Source organism: Bacillus hominis (assembly GCF_018332515.1).
GTDB lineage: Bacteria > Bacillota > Bacilli > Bacillales > Bacillaceae_G > Bacillus_A > Bacillus_A hominis.
Map to the genome: position 1 here is coordinate 1 of NZ_BOQD01000182.1, position 20507 is coordinate 20507.

General features: G+C 37.2%; 18 protein-coding genes and 1 pseudogene. 7 read left to right on the plus strand and 12 right to left on the minus strand.

Annotated elements, in window-relative coordinates; translation table 11 throughout:
- The 6 genes and pseudogenes from KI356_RS18045 to KI356_RS18070 form a co-directional block, all read left to right on the plus strand.
- A pseudogene (locus KI356_RS18045) lies at positions 1–142 on the plus strand (hemerythrin domain-containing protein); the annotation flags it as partial.
- A 238-nt stretch (positions 143–380) separates the two neighbouring features.
- Complete coding sequence (gene nirB, locus KI356_RS18050) at positions 381–2786, plus strand: NADPH-nitrite reductase large subunit (RefSeq protein WP_212936049.1); 2406 nt, start codon at positions 381–383, stop codon at positions 2784–2786.
- A 15-nt stretch (positions 2787–2801) separates the two neighbouring features.
- A complete protein-coding gene (gene nirD, locus KI356_RS18055; protein WP_097829634.1) occupies positions 2802–3119 on the plus strand; it encodes a nitrite reductase small subunit NirD in 318 nt (105 codons plus the stop codon).
- A 58-nt stretch (positions 3120–3177) separates the two neighbouring features.
- Positions 3178–4602, plus strand: a complete 1425-nt coding sequence (locus KI356_RS18060; protein WP_212936050.1) for a uroporphyrin-III C-methyltransferase — start codon at positions 3178–3180, stop codon at positions 4600–4602.
- Positions 4599–5309 carry a sirohydrochlorin chelatase gene (locus KI356_RS18065; RefSeq protein ID WP_212936051.1) on the plus strand — a complete coding sequence of 237 codons (711 nt, stop codon included), beginning with the start codon at positions 4599–4601 and terminating at the stop codon, positions 5307–5309. Before KI356_RS18060 ends, KI356_RS18065 begins: the two co-directional genes overlap by 4 nt.
- Positions 5302–5775: a precorrin-2 dehydrogenase gene (locus KI356_RS18070; RefSeq protein WP_212936052.1), complete on the plus strand. Its 474-nt coding sequence runs from the start codon at positions 5302–5304 to the stop codon at positions 5773–5775. The genes KI356_RS18065 and KI356_RS18070 overlap by 8 nt, the downstream gene beginning before the upstream one ends.
- A gap of 161 nt (positions 5776–5936) precedes the next feature.
- On the opposite strand, the gene KI356_RS18075 is transcribed toward KI356_RS18070, so the two are convergent.
- The 8 genes from KI356_RS18075 to moaA all read right to left on the minus strand — a co-directional run bounded on the left by KI356_RS18075 (position 5937) and on the right by moaA (position 12448).
- Positions 5937–6359 carry an STAS/SEC14 domain-containing protein gene (locus tag KI356_RS18075; protein ID WP_238486203.1) on the minus strand — a complete coding sequence of 141 codons (423 nt, stop codon included), beginning with the start codon at positions 6357–6359 and terminating at the stop codon, positions 5937–5939.
- A 192-nt stretch (positions 6360–6551) separates the two neighbouring features.
- Positions 6552–6749: a PspC domain-containing protein gene (locus KI356_RS18080; protein ID WP_016094164.1), complete on the minus strand. Its 198-nt coding sequence runs from the start codon at positions 6747–6749 to the stop codon at positions 6552–6554.
- 270 nt (positions 6750–7019) lie between these two features.
- Entirely contained in the window at positions 7020–8189 is a 1170-nt protein-coding gene (gene narK / locus KI356_RS18085; protein WP_212936054.1) for a nitrate transporter NarK, read from the minus strand.
- 80 nt (positions 8190–8269) lie between these two features.
- The gene (gene moaD / locus KI356_RS18090; RefSeq protein ID WP_212936055.1) at positions 8270–8503 is read right to left on the minus strand and encodes a molybdopterin converting factor subunit 1; all 234 of its coding nucleotides are present in this window, start codon (positions 8501–8503) and stop codon (positions 8270–8272) included.
- Positions 8500–8970 (minus strand): molybdenum cofactor biosynthesis protein MoaE, encoded by a 471-nt coding sequence (locus KI356_RS18095; protein ID WP_212936056.1) that lies wholly within the window; start codon positions 8968–8970, stop codon positions 8500–8502. The genes moaD and KI356_RS18095 overlap by 4 nt, the downstream gene beginning before the upstream one ends.
- 100 nt (positions 8971–9070) lie before the next feature.
- The gene (locus KI356_RS18100; protein WP_212936057.1) at positions 9071–10360 is read right to left on the minus strand and encodes a molybdopterin molybdotransferase MoeA; all 1290 of its coding nucleotides are present in this window, start codon (positions 10358–10360) and stop codon (positions 9071–9073) included.
- A 43-nt stretch (positions 10361–10403) separates the two neighbouring features.
- Entirely contained in the window at positions 10404–11417 is a 1014-nt protein-coding gene (locus KI356_RS18105; RefSeq protein WP_212936058.1) for a molybdopterin-synthase adenylyltransferase MoeB, read from the minus strand.
- Positions 11418–11434: 17 nt separating this feature from the next.
- On the minus strand, positions 11435–12448 hold the full coding sequence (moaA, locus tag KI356_RS18110) for a GTP 3',8-cyclase MoaA (protein ID WP_212936059.1): 1014 nt from the start codon (positions 12446–12448) through the stop codon (positions 11435–11437).
- A 277-nt stretch (positions 12449–12725) separates the two neighbouring features.
- Between moaA and KI356_RS18115 the strand changes: the two genes are divergently transcribed.
- A complete protein-coding gene (locus tag KI356_RS18115; protein ID WP_212936060.1) occupies positions 12726–13418 on the plus strand; it encodes a Crp/Fnr family transcriptional regulator in 693 nt (230 codons plus the stop codon).
- 120 nt (positions 13419–13538) lie between these two features.
- On the opposite strand, the gene narI is transcribed toward KI356_RS18115, so the two are convergent.
- Genes narI through KI356_RS18135 form a run of 4 tightly spaced genes read right to left on the minus strand, consistent with a single transcriptional unit; the run spans position 13539 to position 19944 of the window.
- Positions 13539–14228: a respiratory nitrate reductase subunit gamma gene (gene narI / locus KI356_RS18120; RefSeq protein WP_097903220.1), complete on the minus strand. Its 690-nt coding sequence runs from the start codon at positions 14226–14228 to the stop codon at positions 13539–13541.
- A 17-nt stretch (positions 14229–14245) separates the two neighbouring features.
- Positions 14246–14776 (minus strand): nitrate reductase molybdenum cofactor assembly chaperone, encoded by a 531-nt coding sequence (gene narJ / locus KI356_RS18125; RefSeq protein WP_212936061.1) that lies wholly within the window; start codon positions 14774–14776, stop codon positions 14246–14248.
- A gap of 19 nt (positions 14777–14795) precedes the next feature.
- Positions 14796–16271, minus strand: a complete 1476-nt coding sequence (narH, locus tag KI356_RS18130; RefSeq protein WP_128279846.1) for a nitrate reductase subunit beta — start codon at positions 16269–16271, stop codon at positions 14796–14798.
- Positions 16261–19944 (minus strand): nitrate reductase subunit alpha, encoded by a 3684-nt coding sequence (locus tag KI356_RS18135; RefSeq protein WP_212936062.1) that lies wholly within the window; start codon positions 19942–19944, stop codon positions 16261–16263. The genes narH and KI356_RS18135 overlap by 11 nt, the downstream gene beginning before the upstream one ends.
- Positions 19945–20507 lie beyond the last annotated feature (563 nt).

A 20507-nucleotide genomic window follows, 5' to 3' on the forward strand; every position in this document is an offset into this window, starting at 1 on the left:
AGATGACTTTACTCCACCAGAAGGAGCTTGCGGCACTTATCGCCTTGTTTACCAGCGCCTTGAAGCCATTGAATCTGATTTATTTGAGCATATTCATTTAGAAAATAATATTTTATTTCCGCGTGCAATTACAAAAGCATAAATAAAGTGAAGGACATGAGTATAAATGCTCATGTCCTTCACTTTATTTATACTTCCCCTCCCCCCTCTATCCATATAACCAAATTCCCTTTCGCTTCTCCCTTCACATAAATCCGAATTTTAACAATTTGTGAATCATTATAAAAATGTGATAAATATCACATCTCCCCCATTTTTGATTTTCTATAATAGAAATACAATCCTTTGTTCAATACTTCACATAAAAAGGGGAAACGAAAATGAAAAAACGTTTAGTTATGATTGGAAATGGTATGGCTGGCATACGTTGTATGGAAGAAATATTAAAACATGATAGTGATTCATATGAGATTACTATTTTTGGAGATGAACCACATCCAAACTACAATCGCATTATGCTCTCTCATGTTTTACAAGGAAAAACAAATATGCAAGATATCATTATGAATGAATATAGTTGGTATGAGGAAAATGAAATAACTTTGTATATAGATGAAAGAGTTAAAAGTATTAACCGAGAAGAAAAAATTATTATTACAGAAAAGAGTCGTACTCTTACATATGACAAACTCATTATCGCAACAGGTTCTAGTGCTTTTATTTTACCTGTTGAAGGTTCCACTCTTCCTGGTGTAACAGGATTTCGAACTATTGAAGATACACAATTTATGATTGATACCGCTAAAGAAAAGAAAACGGCCGTTGTCATTGGTGGTGGATTACTTGGTTTAGAAGCTGCAAGAGGTCTTATTGACTTAGGAATGGACGTACATGTTGTTCATTTAATGCCGAGCTTAATGGAGCAACAACTAGATTCCAAAGCAGCTTCTCTATTACGTGAAGATTTAGAAGCGCAAGGCATGAAGTTTCTAATGGAAAAGAAAACGGTAAAGATTCTTGGTACAGACCATGTTGAGGGCATTCTATTTGAAGATGGTGAAGTTGTAGATTGTGAGTTAATCGTAATGGCTGTCGGAATACGTCCGAATACTCAAATAGCAAAAGATGCTGGTTTACTTGTAAATCGCGGTATTGTAGTCAGCGACTATATGCAAACAAATGATGAATCCATTTATGCAGTTGGCGAATGTGCGGAACATGATGGTATCGCATATGGACTTGTTGCTCCTCTTTATGAACAAGGTGCAACATTAGCTAAGCATATAACAAATTTACAAACTGATGGATATGTGGGCAGTATCGTCGGTACGCAATTAAAAGTTGCAGGTTGTGATTTATTCTCTGCTGGCCAAATATATGAAGATGATCAAACGAAAGCAATATCAATCTTTGACGAATGTAAACGTTCCTATAAAAAGGTATTAATTCGTGACAATAAAGTCATTGGTATTGTTTTATACGGGGATACTGCTGATGGTACACGCCTCTTTAGCATGTTAAAGAAAGAAGAAGATATACAAGAATATACACCAGCTTCCCTTCTTCACAAAGCTGGTGAAGAAAATGAACTTAACGTTGCTACTATGAGTGCGGATGACACGATTTGCGGATGTAATGGTGTTACGAAGGGTACAATCGTTCATGCCATTTTAGAACAAGAGTTAACTAATTTTGAAGAAGTTAAAGGATGCACGAAAGCCGCAGGATCTTGTGGTAAATGTCGTCCGCTTGTGGAACAAGTTTTATCTCATACACTCGGAGATGCTTTTGATGCTTCTGCGCAGTCTGCTGGTATGTGCGGATGTACAAGTTTATCACGGGATGAAGTCGTAACGGCCATTCACGAGAAAGGATTAAAATCACCAAAAGAAGTACGAAATGTTCTTGGTTTTGCACATGAAGACGGCTGTTCAAAATGTCGCCCTGCTTTAAATTACTATTTACGTATGGCAATTCCAGAAGAATATGCAGATGATAAATCGTCCCGCTTCGTTAATGAAAGAATGAATGGTAACATCCAGCACGATGGTACATTCTCTGTTATTCCGCGTATGTACGGAGGCGTTATTACAGCAGATGATTTAATGAAAATTGCTGAAGTTGCGAAAAAGTATGATGTTCCTCTTGTGAAAATTACAGGCGCTAGCCGAATCGGTTTATATGGTGTGAAGAAACAAGATTTACCTAGCGTATGGGCTGACTTAAATATGACTTCGGGATATGCGTATTCAAAATCGCTTCGTAATGTAAAATCATGTGTTGGTTCTCGTTTCTGCCGTTTCGGTACGAAAGATTCTTTAGGTCTTGGTATGCTGCTTGAACAATCATTAGAAATGGTAGATACACCTCATAAAATGAAGATGGGTGTAACGGGCTGTCCGCGTAACTGTGCGGAAGTACTTACGAAAGATTTTGGTGTTGTTTGTGTCGAAAATGGATATCAACTTTATATCGGCGGAAATGGTGGTACGGAAGTACGCGAGGCCGATTTTGTAATGATTGTCCCTACTGAAGATGATGTCCTTCGCATCGCTACAGCTTACATGCAATATTATCGTGAAACTGGAATTTACGGAGAGCGTACTGCCTACTGGACAGAACGATTAGGCTTCGATCACATAAAAGAAATACTGCAAGATGTAAATATGGTCACTAAGTTAAATGCGCGTTTCCAAACAGCTCGTGGCACATATAAAGAAGCTTGGGGACAAGCACTAGAAACGAAATCATTAAAAGCGATGTATGAAGTTGAAACTGTGAAATAAGGAGCTGTGATCCATATGTTACAAACGAAAGAAAAAATAAAAGTTATGCGGGCAGAAGATCTTCCTATTCAAATCGGTAAAGAGGTACAAATGCAAGGTATGTCTATCGCCTTATTCCGCCTTTCAAATGGCGATATTCGAGCTGTAGAAAATCGTTGTCCTCATAAAAACGGACCGTTAGCAGAAGGCATTGTATCTGGAGAATTCGTCTTTTGTCCACTACATGATTGGAAAATTTCATTAATAACAGGTGAAGTTCAAAAACCTGATGACGGTTGTATTCAAACGTATGAAGTAGAAGTTATTGACGGGGATATTTATATATACATGTAATTTACAAAAGGAAGCTTCCCCTGGCTTCCTTTTAAATAAAAATAGACGAGGTGCGAATATGAACGGATATGTATATTTAGTTGGTGCAGGACCAGGTGATGAAGGGCTTATTACAAAAAAAGCGATAGAGTGCTTAAATCGTGCAGATATCGTCTTATATGACCGCCTATTAAACCCTTCCTTTCTTAATTATACAAAAGAAACATGTGAACTTATTTATTGTGGAAAAATGCCAAACAATCATACTATGCGTCAAGAAATGATTAACGCACACCTCCTTCAATTTGCGAAAGAAGGAAAAATCGTAGTCCGCTTAAAAGGCGGAGATCCATCTATTTTTGGCCGTGTTGGTGAAGAAGCAGAAACTTTAGCAGCAGCAAATATTCCATATGAAATTGTACCAGGTATTACATCTAGCATCGCCGCTAGTATCTATGCAGGTATCCCCCTCACCCACCGTGACTACAGTAATAGTGTCACTTTATTAACCGGACATGCAAAAGGTCCTTTAACCGATCATGGAAAATATAATTCATCTCACAATAGCGACACGCTTGCCTACTACATGGGTATAAAAAACTTACCTACAATTTGTGAAAACTTACTACAAGCAGGAAAAAAAGAAGATACGCCAGTAGCAGTCATTGAATGGGGTACAACTGGTAAACAGCGTGTAGTCACAGGGACACTTTCCACCATTGTTCCTATCGTCAAAAACGAAAATATTTCTAACCCTTCCATGACAATTGTTGGTGATGTTGTTACTTTACGGAATCAAATCGCTTGGAAAGAACGTAAACCATTGCATGGCAAGAAAGTTTTACTTGCATCTGCAACAAATAAAAAAAGCGCAATAAAGCAAATGTTACAAGAGTCCGGTGCAGAAATATATCAAATTCCAACTTTCAAAAAGAAAGAATACACTTTAACCTCTGAACAAATCAATGAAGTTTTTAACGTTGATCGCCTTGTATTTTGTTCGGCTGAAAGTGTAGAAATTTTGATGCAATCATGCAGTAAAAACCATAAAGATATTCGATCCTTACAAGCGGAACTTCAATATATGAGCCTTTCTGTTCAAGAAAAGCTTATGCAATATGGATTGTTAAGTAAACAAGCAACGTTCTCTTCTGATACAACTATTTATTTAGGCAGAAATATTAATCGAATTGCTTTCATTCAAGAAAAAATCGGTGCTGGATCTTATATTATGACTCATGAGTATACAATTGATTATCGTTTCGATGAAATTCATTCCCGTATGCTTTCTGAATTCTCATGGGATAGTATTGCATTTGAAGGTCGTGCTTCTATTGATACGTTTCTAGCAGAAATAAAACGCCTTGGCTTTATCGATATTCTTACTCTTCCATTCTCGTATACCGATGTTCCAACTTTACACTATGCAAATAAAGTCGGGTTTCATAACGTAGACCATCAATTACAAGAAACTCTTATGAAGAAAGACATGGTGAGACAATGAAAGGAATTATATATGTTGGACACGGGAGCCGGCTACAAGAAGGTAACGAACAATTCATTCACTTTATTCAATCTGTTATGAAAGAACGTAACGAAAGAATTCAAAAAATTGCTTTTCTAGAACTAACGACACCTACCATTTCGGATGCAGTTACAGAAACACTACTAGAGGGAGCAACTGAAATAATGATTGTACCTGTTTTATTATTTGCAGCAGCTCACTTTAAACGTGATATTCCTTTTGAGATAGAGAAAATGCAAAAGCAATATCCACATATAACATTTTCAGTTGTACCACCTTTTAGTACGCATCCGCATATGGTTGAACTTGTAGTGAAAAGAATACGTGAAACTATGCCACTGCAAGGTAGTAGTATTTTACTTGTAGGGAGAGGTAGCAGTGATCCTCAACCCATTTATGAATTACAACAAATCGGAGCAGCTGTCGAACGAAAACTCGGTATGCCAGTATCCTGTTCTTTTTTAACGAAAGGAACTCCCTCTTTTACTGCTGAGCTCAAGGCTATAACATCGACTGCGTCCCATGTATATGTCATGCCGTACCTCCTCTTTACCGGATTATTACTTCAAAAAATTAAATTGCATGCAAAAAAATACAATCACGTTACAACTTGTAACTGTCTTCAGTTTGATACGTATATGAAATTAACATTATTAGAACGAATGGAGGAATGTGTGTATGTATAACATGTACCCTCTTATGCTTAATCTAAATAAAAAAGTGGTCGTTATCATTGGTGGAGGTAAAATTGCATATCGAAAAGCGTCTGGATTAAAAGATACAGGCGCTTTTGTCACTGTTGTCAGCCCAGATATTTGTGAGGAAATGAAGGAACTTCCTTATATTACTTGGAAGCAAAAAGCTTTTAGTAATGATGATATTAAAGATGCCCACCTTATTTATGCAGCTACAAATCAACATGCTGTAAATATGATGGTCAAACAGGCCGCTCATGATTTCCAGTGGGTTAACGTTGTAAGTGATGGTACAGCATCATCTTTTCACACACCTGGCGTCATTCGAAATGATGAATATGTTGTTACTATTTCAACTTCAGGTAAGGATCCATCGTTTACGAAGCGTATGAAGCAAGAATTAACTTCTGCCCTTCCTAATCTTATAAAAAGACTTTCTCGTACTCACAAATTGTAGTCTATTTCTTATCTAAAATAGCAATTATATTTGGACAAACGTTTTTTAGAAGCGTTTGTTCTTTTTGTTTTGGTTTCGTTTTTTAGAAGCGCACAAGCATCTATGAGGAAAAATAATGTTGTTAGGAGGTTGTAAGCAAGTGAACTTTATGAATGCAGGTTTTATATTGGATATTCATTCAACCAAATTAGCGCTTGTTCATAATCATCAAAAAATCTCACAGATTCTTTTGTATTAGATTGTTGTAAAAAATTCATTATCTCCCCCTCTTCAAGGAGAAATGCAATTGCCTTACTGTGATTCAAAATGGTTTCATTGAAGAACTTCTCTTTCCATACTTTTTGAACAGAAAAATGATTTGGCGTGTATCCTTTTCTATCCACTAACAATTTGTATTTCCGCCCTTCGGAAATGAATTGCTGACAAACCTGCTCAAAGCCATTAAACCATTCATACACATCATCTGTTTTAATCTGGCCAATTAGATGGGTAACAATTATATCTCCTGCAACTGTTGTGCTGATATTCGGTTTACTCAACTTAGAATCATCTCCCTTAGTTACAATTATGCATAGCAATCTCATAAAATCAATAAGGATAAAATTCTTACTTGACACTCCCACTCCTAACGGTGCAAAATGACTAACGTCAGTCGGATTCTTACTACCACATTCGAAGTCCCTTTCTGGTACGCTAGACGTGTAAGAGGCGGAGTGCCTTTATCTACTCGTCCCCTTAAAGTTCTCGATTGTGGAATTAGATTTAAGTTCATACATTTATCCCTTAATTTCTTTATCTGTAGGCAAAACAATTGCAGCTATTATATAAATTAACACTGTTAATCCGCTAGTAAAAAAGGCTGATAATGCAGTTACTATTCGAAGGATACTAACATCAATTCCATACTTATCGCTTAAGCCACCTAATACACCTGATACTTGTTTATCTTGAGTAGACTTATATAATTTTTTCATCTAAACACCCCGATCCAATTAAATATTTGTATGCTAAAAATTAGTTTAGTCTTTGGAAGAGATTTAAAATTCCTTTTACTAACCTACCCTTTAATTGAATAACATCTGATATCTATATATTAACATAAAATCCCATAAAACTTCTGTTTTTCATTTTAAAACCATATTATTTTAGAAAACAAGCTTTTGTTAAGATAGCAATAAAACATGTTGAAGCCTATTACTAAAAGAACCATCCCAGAATACTTTGGGACGGTTCTTCTTTCCTTATTAATGGTTTTTTAACATCACTAACAGCTTCTCTTGGCTATACATCCACACTGTAATGATTAAACAAGCAAGTGCGACTTCTGATAACGCCATAAATCCAATTGCATAATGACCTGTCAGTTGGAATAGTAATGTTAAAATTAATGGCGGGAAGAACCCTCCTAGTCCACCTAAAGCTGACACAACCCCATTTACAATCCCTGCTTGCTCAGAGAAGTACATTGGAACAAGTTTAAAGATTGTACCATTTCCAATACCTGCACAAAATGCGACTAGTAAGCAACCAAATGTATACACGTTCATACTAGGCATAAATGATAAAACAATACCAGATAGTGTTAAGCCGATAAATACGAAGATTAATATTTTAAATGGATTAAACTTATCCCCGAGCCAGCCACCAATCGGGCGCATCATTGTTGCTAATACGATGAATCCAGCTGTCCGCATGCCTGCATCTACTTTCTCTAATCCGAAGTGAGATACTAAAAAGTTTGGTAAATATACTGTAAATGCAACAAATGATCCAAATGTTAAAAAGTAAAAGATACATAAAAACCAAAGTTTTTCATTTTTGTATACACCTTTTATTTGTTCCATTAATGGTGTATTCACCTTTTTTTCCTTACGATCACCTAATAAAAAGTTCATAAGTGCAAATGCTGCAAGTAGAATTAAATAACACTGTACTGTTGTTCTCCAGCCAAATGAAGTTGCAATTACAGGTGCTAAAAAAGAAGTAATTGCTGTTCCGGCATTACCCACACCGTAAATACCATTTACAAAACCGTGACTCTCTTTCGGGAAGTATTTCGGTAGTGAAGTCACTCCTACAGAGAATACCGCCCCGCCAATCCCTACAAATAATCCACCAATAATTAGATCCATCATAGAATTGGCAACACTAATGTAAAAGACAGGGAATAATAAAAGTATAAAACTAATAAAGAACAATTTTCTTGCTCCGTAACGATTCGTCCAATAGCCAATTGGAATGCGAAGAATAGAACCTAAAATAACCGGTACTGCTGTAACCATAGAAATTTGTCCCGCAGTTAATGGAATATCCGCTTTAATATATGGCATTAATGATGATAAGATAACCCATACCATAAAACCGATAACTAGATTAGAAGTTTGTAAACTTAATTGAAAATTAGGACTTTTCATCCTGTTCCCTCCTATGTATGCATAGTTATATTAATTCCCTCCAGTCTAATCACGTACTAACATGATTAGACTGAAAAGAATCAACCACCACTTACTGGCGGAATCATTGCTACTACATCGCCAGTTTGAACTATGTCATCCTCATTTGCGTATTCTTCATTTATAGCGACCATAATCTCGTTTGAAATTGCTACGTTGTATTTCTTTATAAGAACATCCTTTAGCTCAGCAACCGTAATCTTTTCACCATCTATTTGCAAGGCCGGCTTACTTACTTCTTCTTGCAAATGTGCAAATAATAGTACTTCAATCATGTTCTCATCTCCTTTTCAGGTTCACCATTTACATATGCTGTTTTTTCTAACTGATCACCTATCCATGACTCAGCCTCTTCCCAAAACTCTTTCTTCCAAATCGGAACAATTTGTTTTATACGCTCCATAATATACTCATTCGCCTCATAGGCCGCTTTCCGATGTGGTGTAGCAACAGCGACAACAACAGCAAGATCAGAAATTTGCAATGTACCAATGCGATGTGTAATTGCCACATATGTCCTCGGCCATTTCTCTTCTACTTCGGTCCCAATCTTCTCAAGTTGTTTTTCCGCCATCGTCTTATAAGCTACATACTCTAAATAAAGCGTGCGACGTCCTTTCGTAAATTCTCTGACAGTACCAATAAAAGTAGTAACAGCACCACACTCACGCCGAATTACTTTACTTGTAACATCTTCAATTGAAATAGGTGTATCAATTACTTCATAATACGTATGTGTCATCTTGCACCTCTTATCTTTGTATAAAGTGAAACTTTAATCAGCCCTCACCAATAGCGGAATAAATCATAATCCGCTGAGAAGCCACCAATCTATTTTTCTATTACTTGTACGATCGAAGCGGTTCTTCCCATGGCCACTCGCTTCCTACGTTTGATTCTAATAACAGTACCGAAACAGTTATTCCTGCTTCAAATCCTCTCGTTCCTCCCGGTAAAACAATAAATGCATTCGCTTCTGCAAGTGAAGAAATGGCACTAGATTTATCTAAACCAACTGGTGTAACTTTCAATTGGCCATCTACAATTTCCACTCTCCCTCTTACAAAACGAGTAAATGGGTTTGCTTTCGGAAAATCTTTCTGTAAAATCGCTTCCGCACGATATATATGCGGATCTTTTCTATGCAAATATGTTCGAATAACTGGTCTAACATATAATTCACAACCGACATAACAAGCAGAAGGATTACCAGATAGACCGAATAATAGTTTTCCTTCTAGCTCAGCTACAGTAGTCACGCTTCCTGGTCGCATTGCTATTTTATTGAAAAGTACATTAGCTTGTAATCTCTCATAAATAGCGGGTAAATAGTCGTAGTCTCCTACTGAAACGCCACCAGTTGTAATTAAAATATCGACTTCCTTTATCACTTTCTTCACAGTGTTATAACACGTCTCAAAATCGTCAGCGAATTGTCCGTAATACTGTACCACTCCGCCTTCTCGTTCAATTTGAGCAGCTATCATATAGGAGTTACTATTTCGAATCTTCCCTTCTTTCAGTTGTTCATGTACTTCCAGCAGTTCACTTCCTGTCGTTACAATTCCAATAACCGGCTGCCTTACAACATGTACGGAACTATAACCAAACGTAGAAAGAAGCGCCGCTACTCCAGGGTTTATAGAAGTCCCTTTTTTCACAAGTATGGCATTTTGTTTTACATCTTCTCCTTTAAAAGAAATGTTATCACCAGCAGCGAAAGAGCGTTTTAATGTCATATACGTCTTTTCGTTTTCTTCAAATCCTTCCGTTAGCTCTAACATAACAACAGCATTACACCCCTCTGGAATTGCGGCTCCTGTCATAATACGGACAGCTTGAAATGGTTTCACTTCTTCTGTAAAAACAAAACCTGCTCCGATTTCACCAATCACTTCAAACTGTATTGGGTTACTGCTACTTGCTTCTTTTGTATCTTCCGCTCTAATTGCAAACCCGTCGTATGGAGATCGATCAAAATGCGGAACATCATGATCTGCAACAACATCTTCTCCAAGCGTTCTTTCGTAGCTTTCTATAAGAGAAACTTTTTCCGTTTCACCTTGATAGGCATATTCCATTACACGTGCAACTGCTTCTGCCACTGGAATTGGTGTTCGTTTTTCTAACATTCTTTTTTCACCCCGTTTTGATAAAGAGAAACTCTCTTTCTATTCACCCTATATATTTTGCATATAATCGTTTTGCCATTTTCCTATCATTAGTCCCATGAATAAACGCCCTACCGTCTGTAAATAAAACAAAACGATATTCATCAATTAGAAACGATAGTAAATACGGAGTTTTTTGGACATTCACACTTTTTTGTAAGCGCTTTTGAACTTCTTCTAAATTAAGAACTCGCTTTATCCCTGGACGGATTTGAACTGTATTCCGCCCGCATAGCACTTCAGTTTTCATCTGTGATCCAAATGTTAAACTTGGGTACGTGCGTACATTCCCACAAGATGGACATGTACTTTTCTTCTGCCTATTTACTTTTAATGAGAGATATTGATTGTTCCAAATATCAAACGATAACATTGTCCCTCGCAATGACTGAAAATCTTCCACCAATATTTTCATCGCTTCTGTTACTTGGTGAGCAACAACCATTTGTACAGCTGGCTGAATAATTCCTGCTGTATCGCATGTTGCACCGCCCATAGGATGATCCATTAGGCAGCGAAAGCATGGTGTTTCCCCCGGAAGAATTGTATACGTTACACCGTAACTTCCAATACATCCACCGTATATCCAAGGTATATTTTCTTTTTGTGAAATGTCATTTATAAGTAGGCGCGTATCGAAATTGTCAGTCGCATCTAATATAAGATCCACTTCTTTTGTTAACTCTTCTATTTCTTGCATTGTGACATCCGTTACAACTGGTACAATTTCCACTTCAGAATTAATCTTTCTTAAATGTTCTGCTGCTGCAATTGCTTTTGGTTTACACTGCTGCGCATTTTCTTCTGTATATAACTGTTGCCTTTGTAAATTACTCCATTCGACGTAATCACGATCAGCAATTGTCAATTTCCCAATTCCCATCCTAACGAGCGCTTCCGCATTTGCAGCTCCTAGTGCACCCGCACCAATTAGGAGCACATGCTTTTCTCTTATTTTTCTTTGTCCCATTTCACCAATTCCAGAAAACAATACTTGTCTTGAATAACGCTCTTGCATAGGGAACCCTCCTTTCGTTATCCACCAATGTAAGACATTTCTACTTTTGGACGTTTATTTGTACTTTCAGCTGTTCGTTCATCTGAATACCGGTCTGTTCTAAATTCCCATGTATGTTTTAGAATTTTTAATAGTGATGCATCAGAAATATTTTCTCGAAGAAGCGTTCGCAAATCCATTCCTTTTGTTCCAAATAGGCACGTAAAAAACTTACCGTCTGCCGAAATACGAGCTCTCGTGCAAGAAGAACAGAATGACTCAGAAACAGAAGTAATAAACCCAACTTCTGCATTGCTCCCTACATACCGATACAATTTCGCTACTTCTCCAAAGTAGCGAGGCTTAATGGGCTCAATAGAATATACACGATTAATTTTCTCTATCAATTGTTCCTTCGTAATGACTTGTTCAAAGTTCCATCCGTTCGTACTGCCCACATCCATAAACTCGATAAAACGAAGCTCGATTTCTTGTTCTTTAAAATAACGAGCCATAAGAAGAATTTGACTATCATTCATCCCTTTTTTTACAACCATGTTTACCTTTACTTCTAATCCAGCTGCCTTTGCTGCTTCAATTCCTTTCAATACGGGTTTTGTACTTACATTTCGTCCATTAATTTTTTGGAAGACGTGATCCTCTATCGCATCTAAACTAATATTTACACGTTTTAATCCCGCTTCTTTTAACGCCTTGGCTTGTTTTGCTAAATGAATACCGTTTGTTGTGAGTCCAATATCCGTTAAACCGTCTAGCTTTGCAAGCCTTGCAATTAACTTTGGTAAGTCTTTACGCAATAAAGGTTCACCGCCAGTAAGCCTAATTTTATTGACTCCCATACTTATAAATAATCTCGCCAATCTTTCTATTTCATCGAACGTTAATAAACACTCTTCCTGTAAAAAAGCGTAATCAGTTCCGAACACTTCAGCTGGCATACAGTATGTGCACCTAAAATTACAACGGTCAATAACTGAAATACGTAAATCTTGAAGTGGCCGCTCTAACGAATCTCTCATCTTCTCGTACATCTATATCCCTTCTTTTCTACTGCAATCCTTAGTAAGTTTCATATTTTGTATTTGCTTTCATTATAAAAAAGAAGCTACATATTCAATGTGACTTTTCTCACATTACTTTCCCCATTCAAAAATTCTTCACGAATCCGTTCGAATTTTGTTCACATCTCCAGCCCTATTCCATACGGTCATTGAAATTTCACTTTTTTCCAAAAATATCTCTTGCATTTTCATCATACTTACATTCAAAATAGGAGATGTGTTGCTTATAAGAAGAAAGGTGATCGCTGTGGCAAACAGTATGACATTATCTCAAGATTTAAAAGAATTACTTGCATCTGTTGAATATAAAATGCAAATAAAAAAAGGAAGTTTTATTTTTCAAGAAGGTATGGAAGCAACAGACCTCTATATCATTCACTCAGGAAAAGTACAAATTAGTAAACTAAGTGCTGACGGGCAAGAATTAACACTTCGTATTTGTTCGGAATATGACATTATTGGAGAATTAACATTGTTCACTGACAATGCGAAGTATTTATTAAATTCAAAATGCCTTGAAGATGTTGAAGTAGGAGTTATAAAGCGTGAAGCCTTAGAAAAAGCATTACTCCAAAAACCCGCTCTTGTATTTGAATTTATGAAATGGATTAGTGAACATTTAAGAAGAATGCAAACAAAGTTCCGAGATTTAGTATTACACGGCAAAAAAGGTGCCCTATATTCTACTCTCATTCGAATGACAAATAGTTACGGTGTGTTAAAAGAAAATGGGATTCTCATCGATTTACCTTTAACGAATCAAGAACTTGCAAATTTCTGTGCAACTTCACGTGAAAGTGTAAATCGGATGTTAAATGAATTAAAAAAGAAAGGTACAATTTCTATTCATAAAGGAAAAATTACAATTCACGATTTACAATTTTTAAAATGTGAAATTGCTTGTGAAGATTGCTCTACCTCTATTTGTAGCATTGAGTAGCATCTAATATAGATGCTACTCTTTTTTCATAGACACAATTATCTCCTATATAAAAAGACGAGGCCTTCCATTAGACCTCGTTTCATGTTAGTTGCTAGCTCTTATTCGTTTACAGCGGAATTATTTTTTCAATTCGTTTGGAATACGTCTTCTGTAAATTACATAACTACGGCTTAAGTATTTAATTGGGGCACTAAATACATGTACAAGTCTTGTAAATGGCCATACTGCGAAAAGTCCCATCGCTGCAATAATATGAAATTTAAACCACACAGGTACTTCCATCATATATTCAACTTTCGGTTGGAAAATAAAGAGACTTCGGAACCATGGACCGATTGTTGTGCGATAATCAAACCCTTTTGAGTCGATATTTAAAAACGTTGAGGACAGTCCTGCTAGCATAACGATAAGTAATAAAATAAGCGCAATATAATCTCCCGTTGTACTCGTTGCAATGATGCGTTTTACTGTTACACGGCGATACGTTAATATAATTAAACCGATGATAGAAGCAACACCTGCCGGAAGTCCGAAACTAATTGCTACTATATGATACATATGCTCTGTAATACCTATTGAACGGTATACGGACTCTGGAATTAAAATCCCCATAACATGACCGCCAATTACGAACATTATCCCAAAGTGGAATAATAGACTTCCGATTCGGAGCATCTTCTTCTCTAATAGTTCACTAGATTTTGATGTCCATCCAAATTGATCATAGTTGTATCTGAAAATGTGCCCGCCAATAAAGATTGCAAAAATAATATAGGGAAACAACACCCATAAAAATTGATCCATCATTTTGACAACGCTCCTTTCTAATTCGTCTGTACTCCCCATGCATCGATAGTGAGGAGAACGGCTGCAAGAATTGGTTCGTACATACAGTTTGCTTCTTTTAATTGCCCGTGCAATGCTTGTATATTTTCTGTGTATTTACTCATAATTAGTTCGCTATCTTTTTCATTCGCGTTTGCAAGAAATTCAAGTAGAAGTGGTAAATAATCAGGTAGTTCTTTATCTGTTACATTAAAACCAGATTTTTTATAATGCTGTTTTAACTCTAATAATTCAATTCCACGCTCTCTTTGTTCACCTGTTTTCATGTAGGTAAGATACATATTTGTCTTCTTTCCAAAGTCGAATGTATATACGTAAGAATCAATGAGTTGATTGTCTGTTTTATCTAGCGCTTGTTTTATAAATGTTGTAAGTGTTGCTCTGATTTCTTTCTGTTCAATTGTTTGAATTTCTTCCTGTAATTCTAGTAAAGCTTCCCTCCACCCTAGTTCAGGGTAGGAGAGAAGAAAAGAAGAACAAGAAAAAGCAGTTTGTAAACTTTGTTTCATGATTTTCTACCCCTTTTATTTAAGAAATTGTCATACAAGAGCCTGGGCCACCTGTGAAGGAAAGACCACAGCTTCCTTGCTCACTATATAAATCTGCAACTTGTTCACGGTGAGTGCCCGGAATGACGAAGCGATCTTTATATTTCGCGATGGCAAGAAGACGATACATATCTTCTACATCCTGTTTCGTTAAACCAATTTCTTTTAATACTGCTTCATTTGGTTCTTTATTAATTTGCAATGCTCTCATATGCGTTCGCATGACAGCCATTTTTTTCAAAGTAAGACGAATGTGTGATTCATCTCCTGCAGTGAGTAGATTCGCTAAATATTGAATTGGAATACGCATATTATCGATAGCAGGGAAAATCTCTTCAGCTTGCCAGTTACTTCCTTTCCCTTCCACCATATTCATAATTGGGCTAAGGGGCGGGATATACCAAACCATTGGCATTGTACGATACTCTGGATGAAGAGGTAGAGCGATTTTCCAATCGATAATCATTTTATAGATTGGTGACTCTTGTGCCGCTTTAATCCATTCTTCAGGAATGCCTTGTTTTTTCGCTTCAGCTGCTACTTCTGGATCATTTGGATCTAGGAAAACAGTAAGCTGAGATTCATATAAATCTTTTTCATCCTCAACAGAAGCCGCTTCTTTTACTTTGTCAGCGTCATATAACATTACCCCAATATATCGAATACGTCCTACACATGTTTCTGAACAAATTGTTGGCATACCAGCTTCAATACGAGGGAAACACATTGTGCATTTTTCAGCTTTATTTGTTTGCCAGTTAAAATACACTTTTTTATACGGACAAGATGATACACAAAATCTCCATGCACGACATGCATTTTGATCCACAAGTACAATCCCATCTTCTTCACGCTTATACATCGCACCAGATGGACAAGATGATACGCAAGATGGATTCATACAATGTTCGCATATGCGTGGTAAATACATCATAAAGACATTTTCAAAATCTGTTTTAATTTCTTCTTCCATTTTCTTTACGTTCGGATCTTGTAATCCTGTTATATGTCCACCTGCTAAATCATCTTCCCAGTTTGGACCCCATTCAATTTTATCGATAAATTCACCTGTAATTGCTGATTTCGGACGAGCAACTGGTTGATGCTTACGCTGCGGGCTATTTGTTAATGTTTCATAATCATAGTTCCAAGGTTCAAAGTAATCATCAATTGTTGGTTGATCTGGATTGTGGAAAATATTCATAAGACGTTTCATTTTCGAACCGGATTTCAGCTGAATTTCACCATTTTTCAATTCCCAGCCGCCTTTGTATTTCTCCTGATCTTCCCATTGTTTCGGATAACCAATTCCAGGTTTCGTTTCTACGTTATTGAAGTACATATATTCAGCACCTGGACGATTTGTCCAGGTGTTTTTGCACGTTACGCTACAAGTATGGCAGCCGATGCATTTATCTAGGTTCATTACCATTCCGACTTGCGCTTTAATCTTCAAGCCAATCTACCTCCTTCAGTTTGCGAATTACAACGTTTAAGTCACGCTGGTTCCCAGTTGGACCATAATAGTTAAATCCATAGCTTAATTGACCATATCCACCAATCATATGTGTTGGTTTAACGTGAATTCGAGTTGGACTATTATGCGTTCCCCCGCGGTTACTTGTTAATTTCGTACCAGGCACGTTAATGTGACGATCTTGCGCATGGTGCATAAATGCCATTCCTCTCGGTATACGGTGCGTTACAACAGCACGTGCTACGACAACTCCATTACGGTTAAAGCATTCAATCCAATCATTATCTGCAACACCAGCTTCATTCGCGTCATCTTTATTCATCCAAACCGTTGGGCCACCTCTAAACAGCGTTAACATCGGCAATGAATCGAAGTACATACTATGAATTGACCACTTATTATGCGGTGTTAAATAGTTTAATGTAATTTCTTTTCCTTCTACTTCGGGACGTGATTTACGGAACGGTTTATGTTGCAGAATTGGTTTGAATGTTGCCATCGTTTCACCAAATTCTTTCATCATGTCATGATCTAAGTAGAACGATTGTCGACCAGTTATCGTTCTCCAAGGGATAAGACGTTCGACATTTGTTGTAAATGGTGAGTAACGTCGTCCACCTTTTTCAGAACCCGTAAAGGCTGGAGAAGTAATTACTGTTTTAGGCTGTGCAGTAATTTGTTCGAATGTGAAGCATTCTTCTTCACGTTCTTCTGCTAAATCACGCAGTTTTAAATCGGTTTGTTTTTCAAGTGCTTCCCATGCTTTTACAGCCATATGACCGTTTGTTGTAGAAGAAAGTGTTAATACCGCTTCAGCAGCATTAATTGCTTCTTTTATGTCCGGGCACCCTTTCGCAATAGAATCAGTTCGAATAACTCCTAATCGACTCTTTAATTGCTCATATTCTTTTTCTGCAGACCAAGAAATTCCTTTCGTACCAATCGGTTGTTTTCCGGTATTCGGTCCAAGCGCTGTCATTTTGTCATAAATCGTTTTATAATCCCTTTCGACAACATGAATTTGCGGCATTGTTTTTCCTGGGATCGGTTCACACTCACCTTTGCTCCAGTCTTTAATCTTGCCAAGTGGTTGCGCTAATTCTTGCGGTGTATCGTGAAGAAGTGGTGTTGCAACAACTTCTTTCATTGGCTCAAGATCGATTTTCTTCGCTAAATCTGACACAGCTTTAGAAAGAGCGCAGAAAATATCCCAGTCAGAGCGTGCTTCCCACGGTGAACCGATTGCCGGATTAAATGGATGTACAAATGGATGCATATCTGTACTACTTAAATCGTGTTTTTCATACCAAGTTGACGCAGGTAAGACGATATCAGAATAGAGCGCTGTTCCAGCCATACGGAAATCTAAATTAATGAGTAGATCAAGCTTTCCTTCTGGTGCGTCCTCATGCCACTTAATTTCCTCTGGTCGCAATGAATCACTATCGTCATTCATTAATCCGTTTGTTGTACCTAATAAATGTTTTAAGAAATATTCGTGCCCTTTACCTGAACTTGAAATTAAGTTTGCACGCCATACGAATAAGTTGCGAGGGAAGTTATTTTTATTATCAGGATCTTCAATCGCAAATTTCAGTTCTTTTTCTTTTAGTTTTTGTGCAACGTATTTTCCGATTTCTTCTTGCGTTGTTGCACCAGCAGCAACAGCTTCTTTATATAATTCAATTCCATTTTTCTCGAATGTTGGATAGGAAGGTAACCAGCCAAGTCGTGCCGCTAATACATTGTAATCACCGTGATGTTGATAACGAGAGTTGCCTTCAACTGGTGATGCTAAATGTCCAACCGGTGTATCTTCATAACGCCATTGATCTGTTACGAAATAAAAGAAAGATGTACCATTTTGTAATTTCGGTGGCCCTTGCCAATCTTTTGCCATCGCGATCGTTTGCCATCCTTCTGCTGGTCGTAATTTTTCTTGACCAACATAATGCGCCCAACCACCGCCGTTTACACCTTGTGCCCCAACGAGAAGAACAAGATTTAAAACCGCGCGATAAATCGTATCAGAGTTGAACCAATGGTTAATACCAGCTCCCATAATAATCATCGAGCGACCATTCGTATCAACAGCATTTTGTGCGAACTCACGAGCGATTTGAATAATAAGCTCTCGTTTCACTCCTGTCATTTTCTCTTGCCATGCAGGCGTAAACGGTACATCATCATTGAAGTCTTTCGGCTCTTGTCCACCAAGCCCTCGGTTCACGCCGTAATTTGCTAATGTTAAGTCATATACAGTTGTAACGAACACTTCGCCTTCATCTGTCATAACCTTTTTCACTGGAATTGTGCGTTCTAATATTGTATTTCCATCATCAGAGAAGTACGGAATTTGCACCGTTTCAACACTATCTTCCATTCCAAGTAAAGAAAGACGTGGATCAATCTTTTCACCTGTTTCTTCATCTTCTAAACGCAAGTTCCATTTCTTTTCGTTATCCCAACGTGATCCCATTGTTCCGTGCGGTGTTGCAAAATCATTCGTATTTTCGTTCCAAAGTACAGGTTTCCATTCCCCTAACTTCGTTTCGCGTCCAATATCAGAAGCATTTAAGAAACGATCAGCAACGAATTGTTCTCCTTTTTGTTTCAATGTGACGAAGAAAGGAAAATCAGTATATTGCTTCGCATACTTTGTGAAATATTCCACTTGATTATCTACATAAAATTCTTGTAAGATTACGTGCCCCATTGCCATCGCAAGTGCACCATCTGTACCTTGCTTCACACTAATCCAATCATCCGCAAACTTTGTAGATTCAGCGAAGTCAGGACTTACAGAAACGACTTTCGTTCCTTTATATCGAACCTCTGCTAGAAAGTGAGCATCTGGTGTTCTCGTCATCGGTACATTTGAACCCCATGTCATAATGTAGCCAGAGTTATACCAGTCACTACTTTCTGGTACATCCGTTTGATCACCCCAAATTTGCGGAGAAGCTGGTGGTAAATCTGCGTACCAATCATAGAAACTAAGCATTGGTCCACCCATAAGTTGCATAAAACGGCTACCAGCTGCATGACTTAACATCGACATAGCTGGAATTGGTGAAAAACCAACATTTCGGTCTGGGCCGTATTTAATTATTGTGTAAAGTAACGAAGCAGAAACGAGTTGTAATACTTCATCCCAATTCGCACGAATGAATCCCCCTTTACCACGCACCTGCTTATACTTGCGTGCTTTTTCAGGGTTTTCCACAATACTTTTCCAAGCATCTAGTGGTGACTCGTTATTTTGTAGTTCCTCTTGCCACATACTCCAAAGAACACCACGTACGTATGGGTATTTCACACGAAGTGGACTATAAATGTACCAAGAAAAACTCGCTCCACGCGGACATCCTCTTGGTTCAAAATCAGGCATATCAGGACCTGTAGTCGGATAGTTAAGCTCTTGCCCTTCCCATGTTACAATTCCATCTTTCACATAAATGTTCCAACTACAAGAACCAGTACAGTTCACACCGTGTGTAGAGCGGATTACTTTATCATGTTGCCAACGCTTTCTGTACACATTTTCCCATTCGCGATCTTCATATGTTTCTTGTGTATGATTATCGTTATAACGATCTATTGGTGAAAAATATTTTAAACGTCTCATTAGTGCTGAAGGTTTCTTCTTCATACTGTTCACTCCTTTAATACGTCTCTCTTACATATCCTTACTATAAGAGAGGTTGTAAAATACAGATGTGACATTTCGCACAGTTCAAGAGATTGTCAAAAATTCATAAAAAATAAGTTCGAAAGAAAATCTTCGTATACAAAGGTTACTTTGTTCCCTTGTGAGGGTTTATGGTCAATCCTGATTATTAGGAGAATAGTATTTGGGGGATTAATCTTTTTTGCAAAAAAATACGCAGGAAAAGTTCCTACGTTTTTCTCTATAAATATATTAAATAGAGTTTTGATATTATTTCAAAAATGCCATAAGGAAAAGAGTTTAAATTGTATATAAAGAATTTTTTCTTTAACGATACTATTATCAAGACATATTTTACATAAAAGTAGAAATCATTATTTACCGTATTGCCCTTGATTACGGAAACAATTATACTAGTTGTAATCGGAATAAATAATCTGAATATTCCTAGAATTTAAGATAAGAGTTTTACTATCCGCAAATAAAGGGGTAAATTCTATTGTCTACTAAATAGATTAGAAAACGATAATAAAATTAGGAGGATT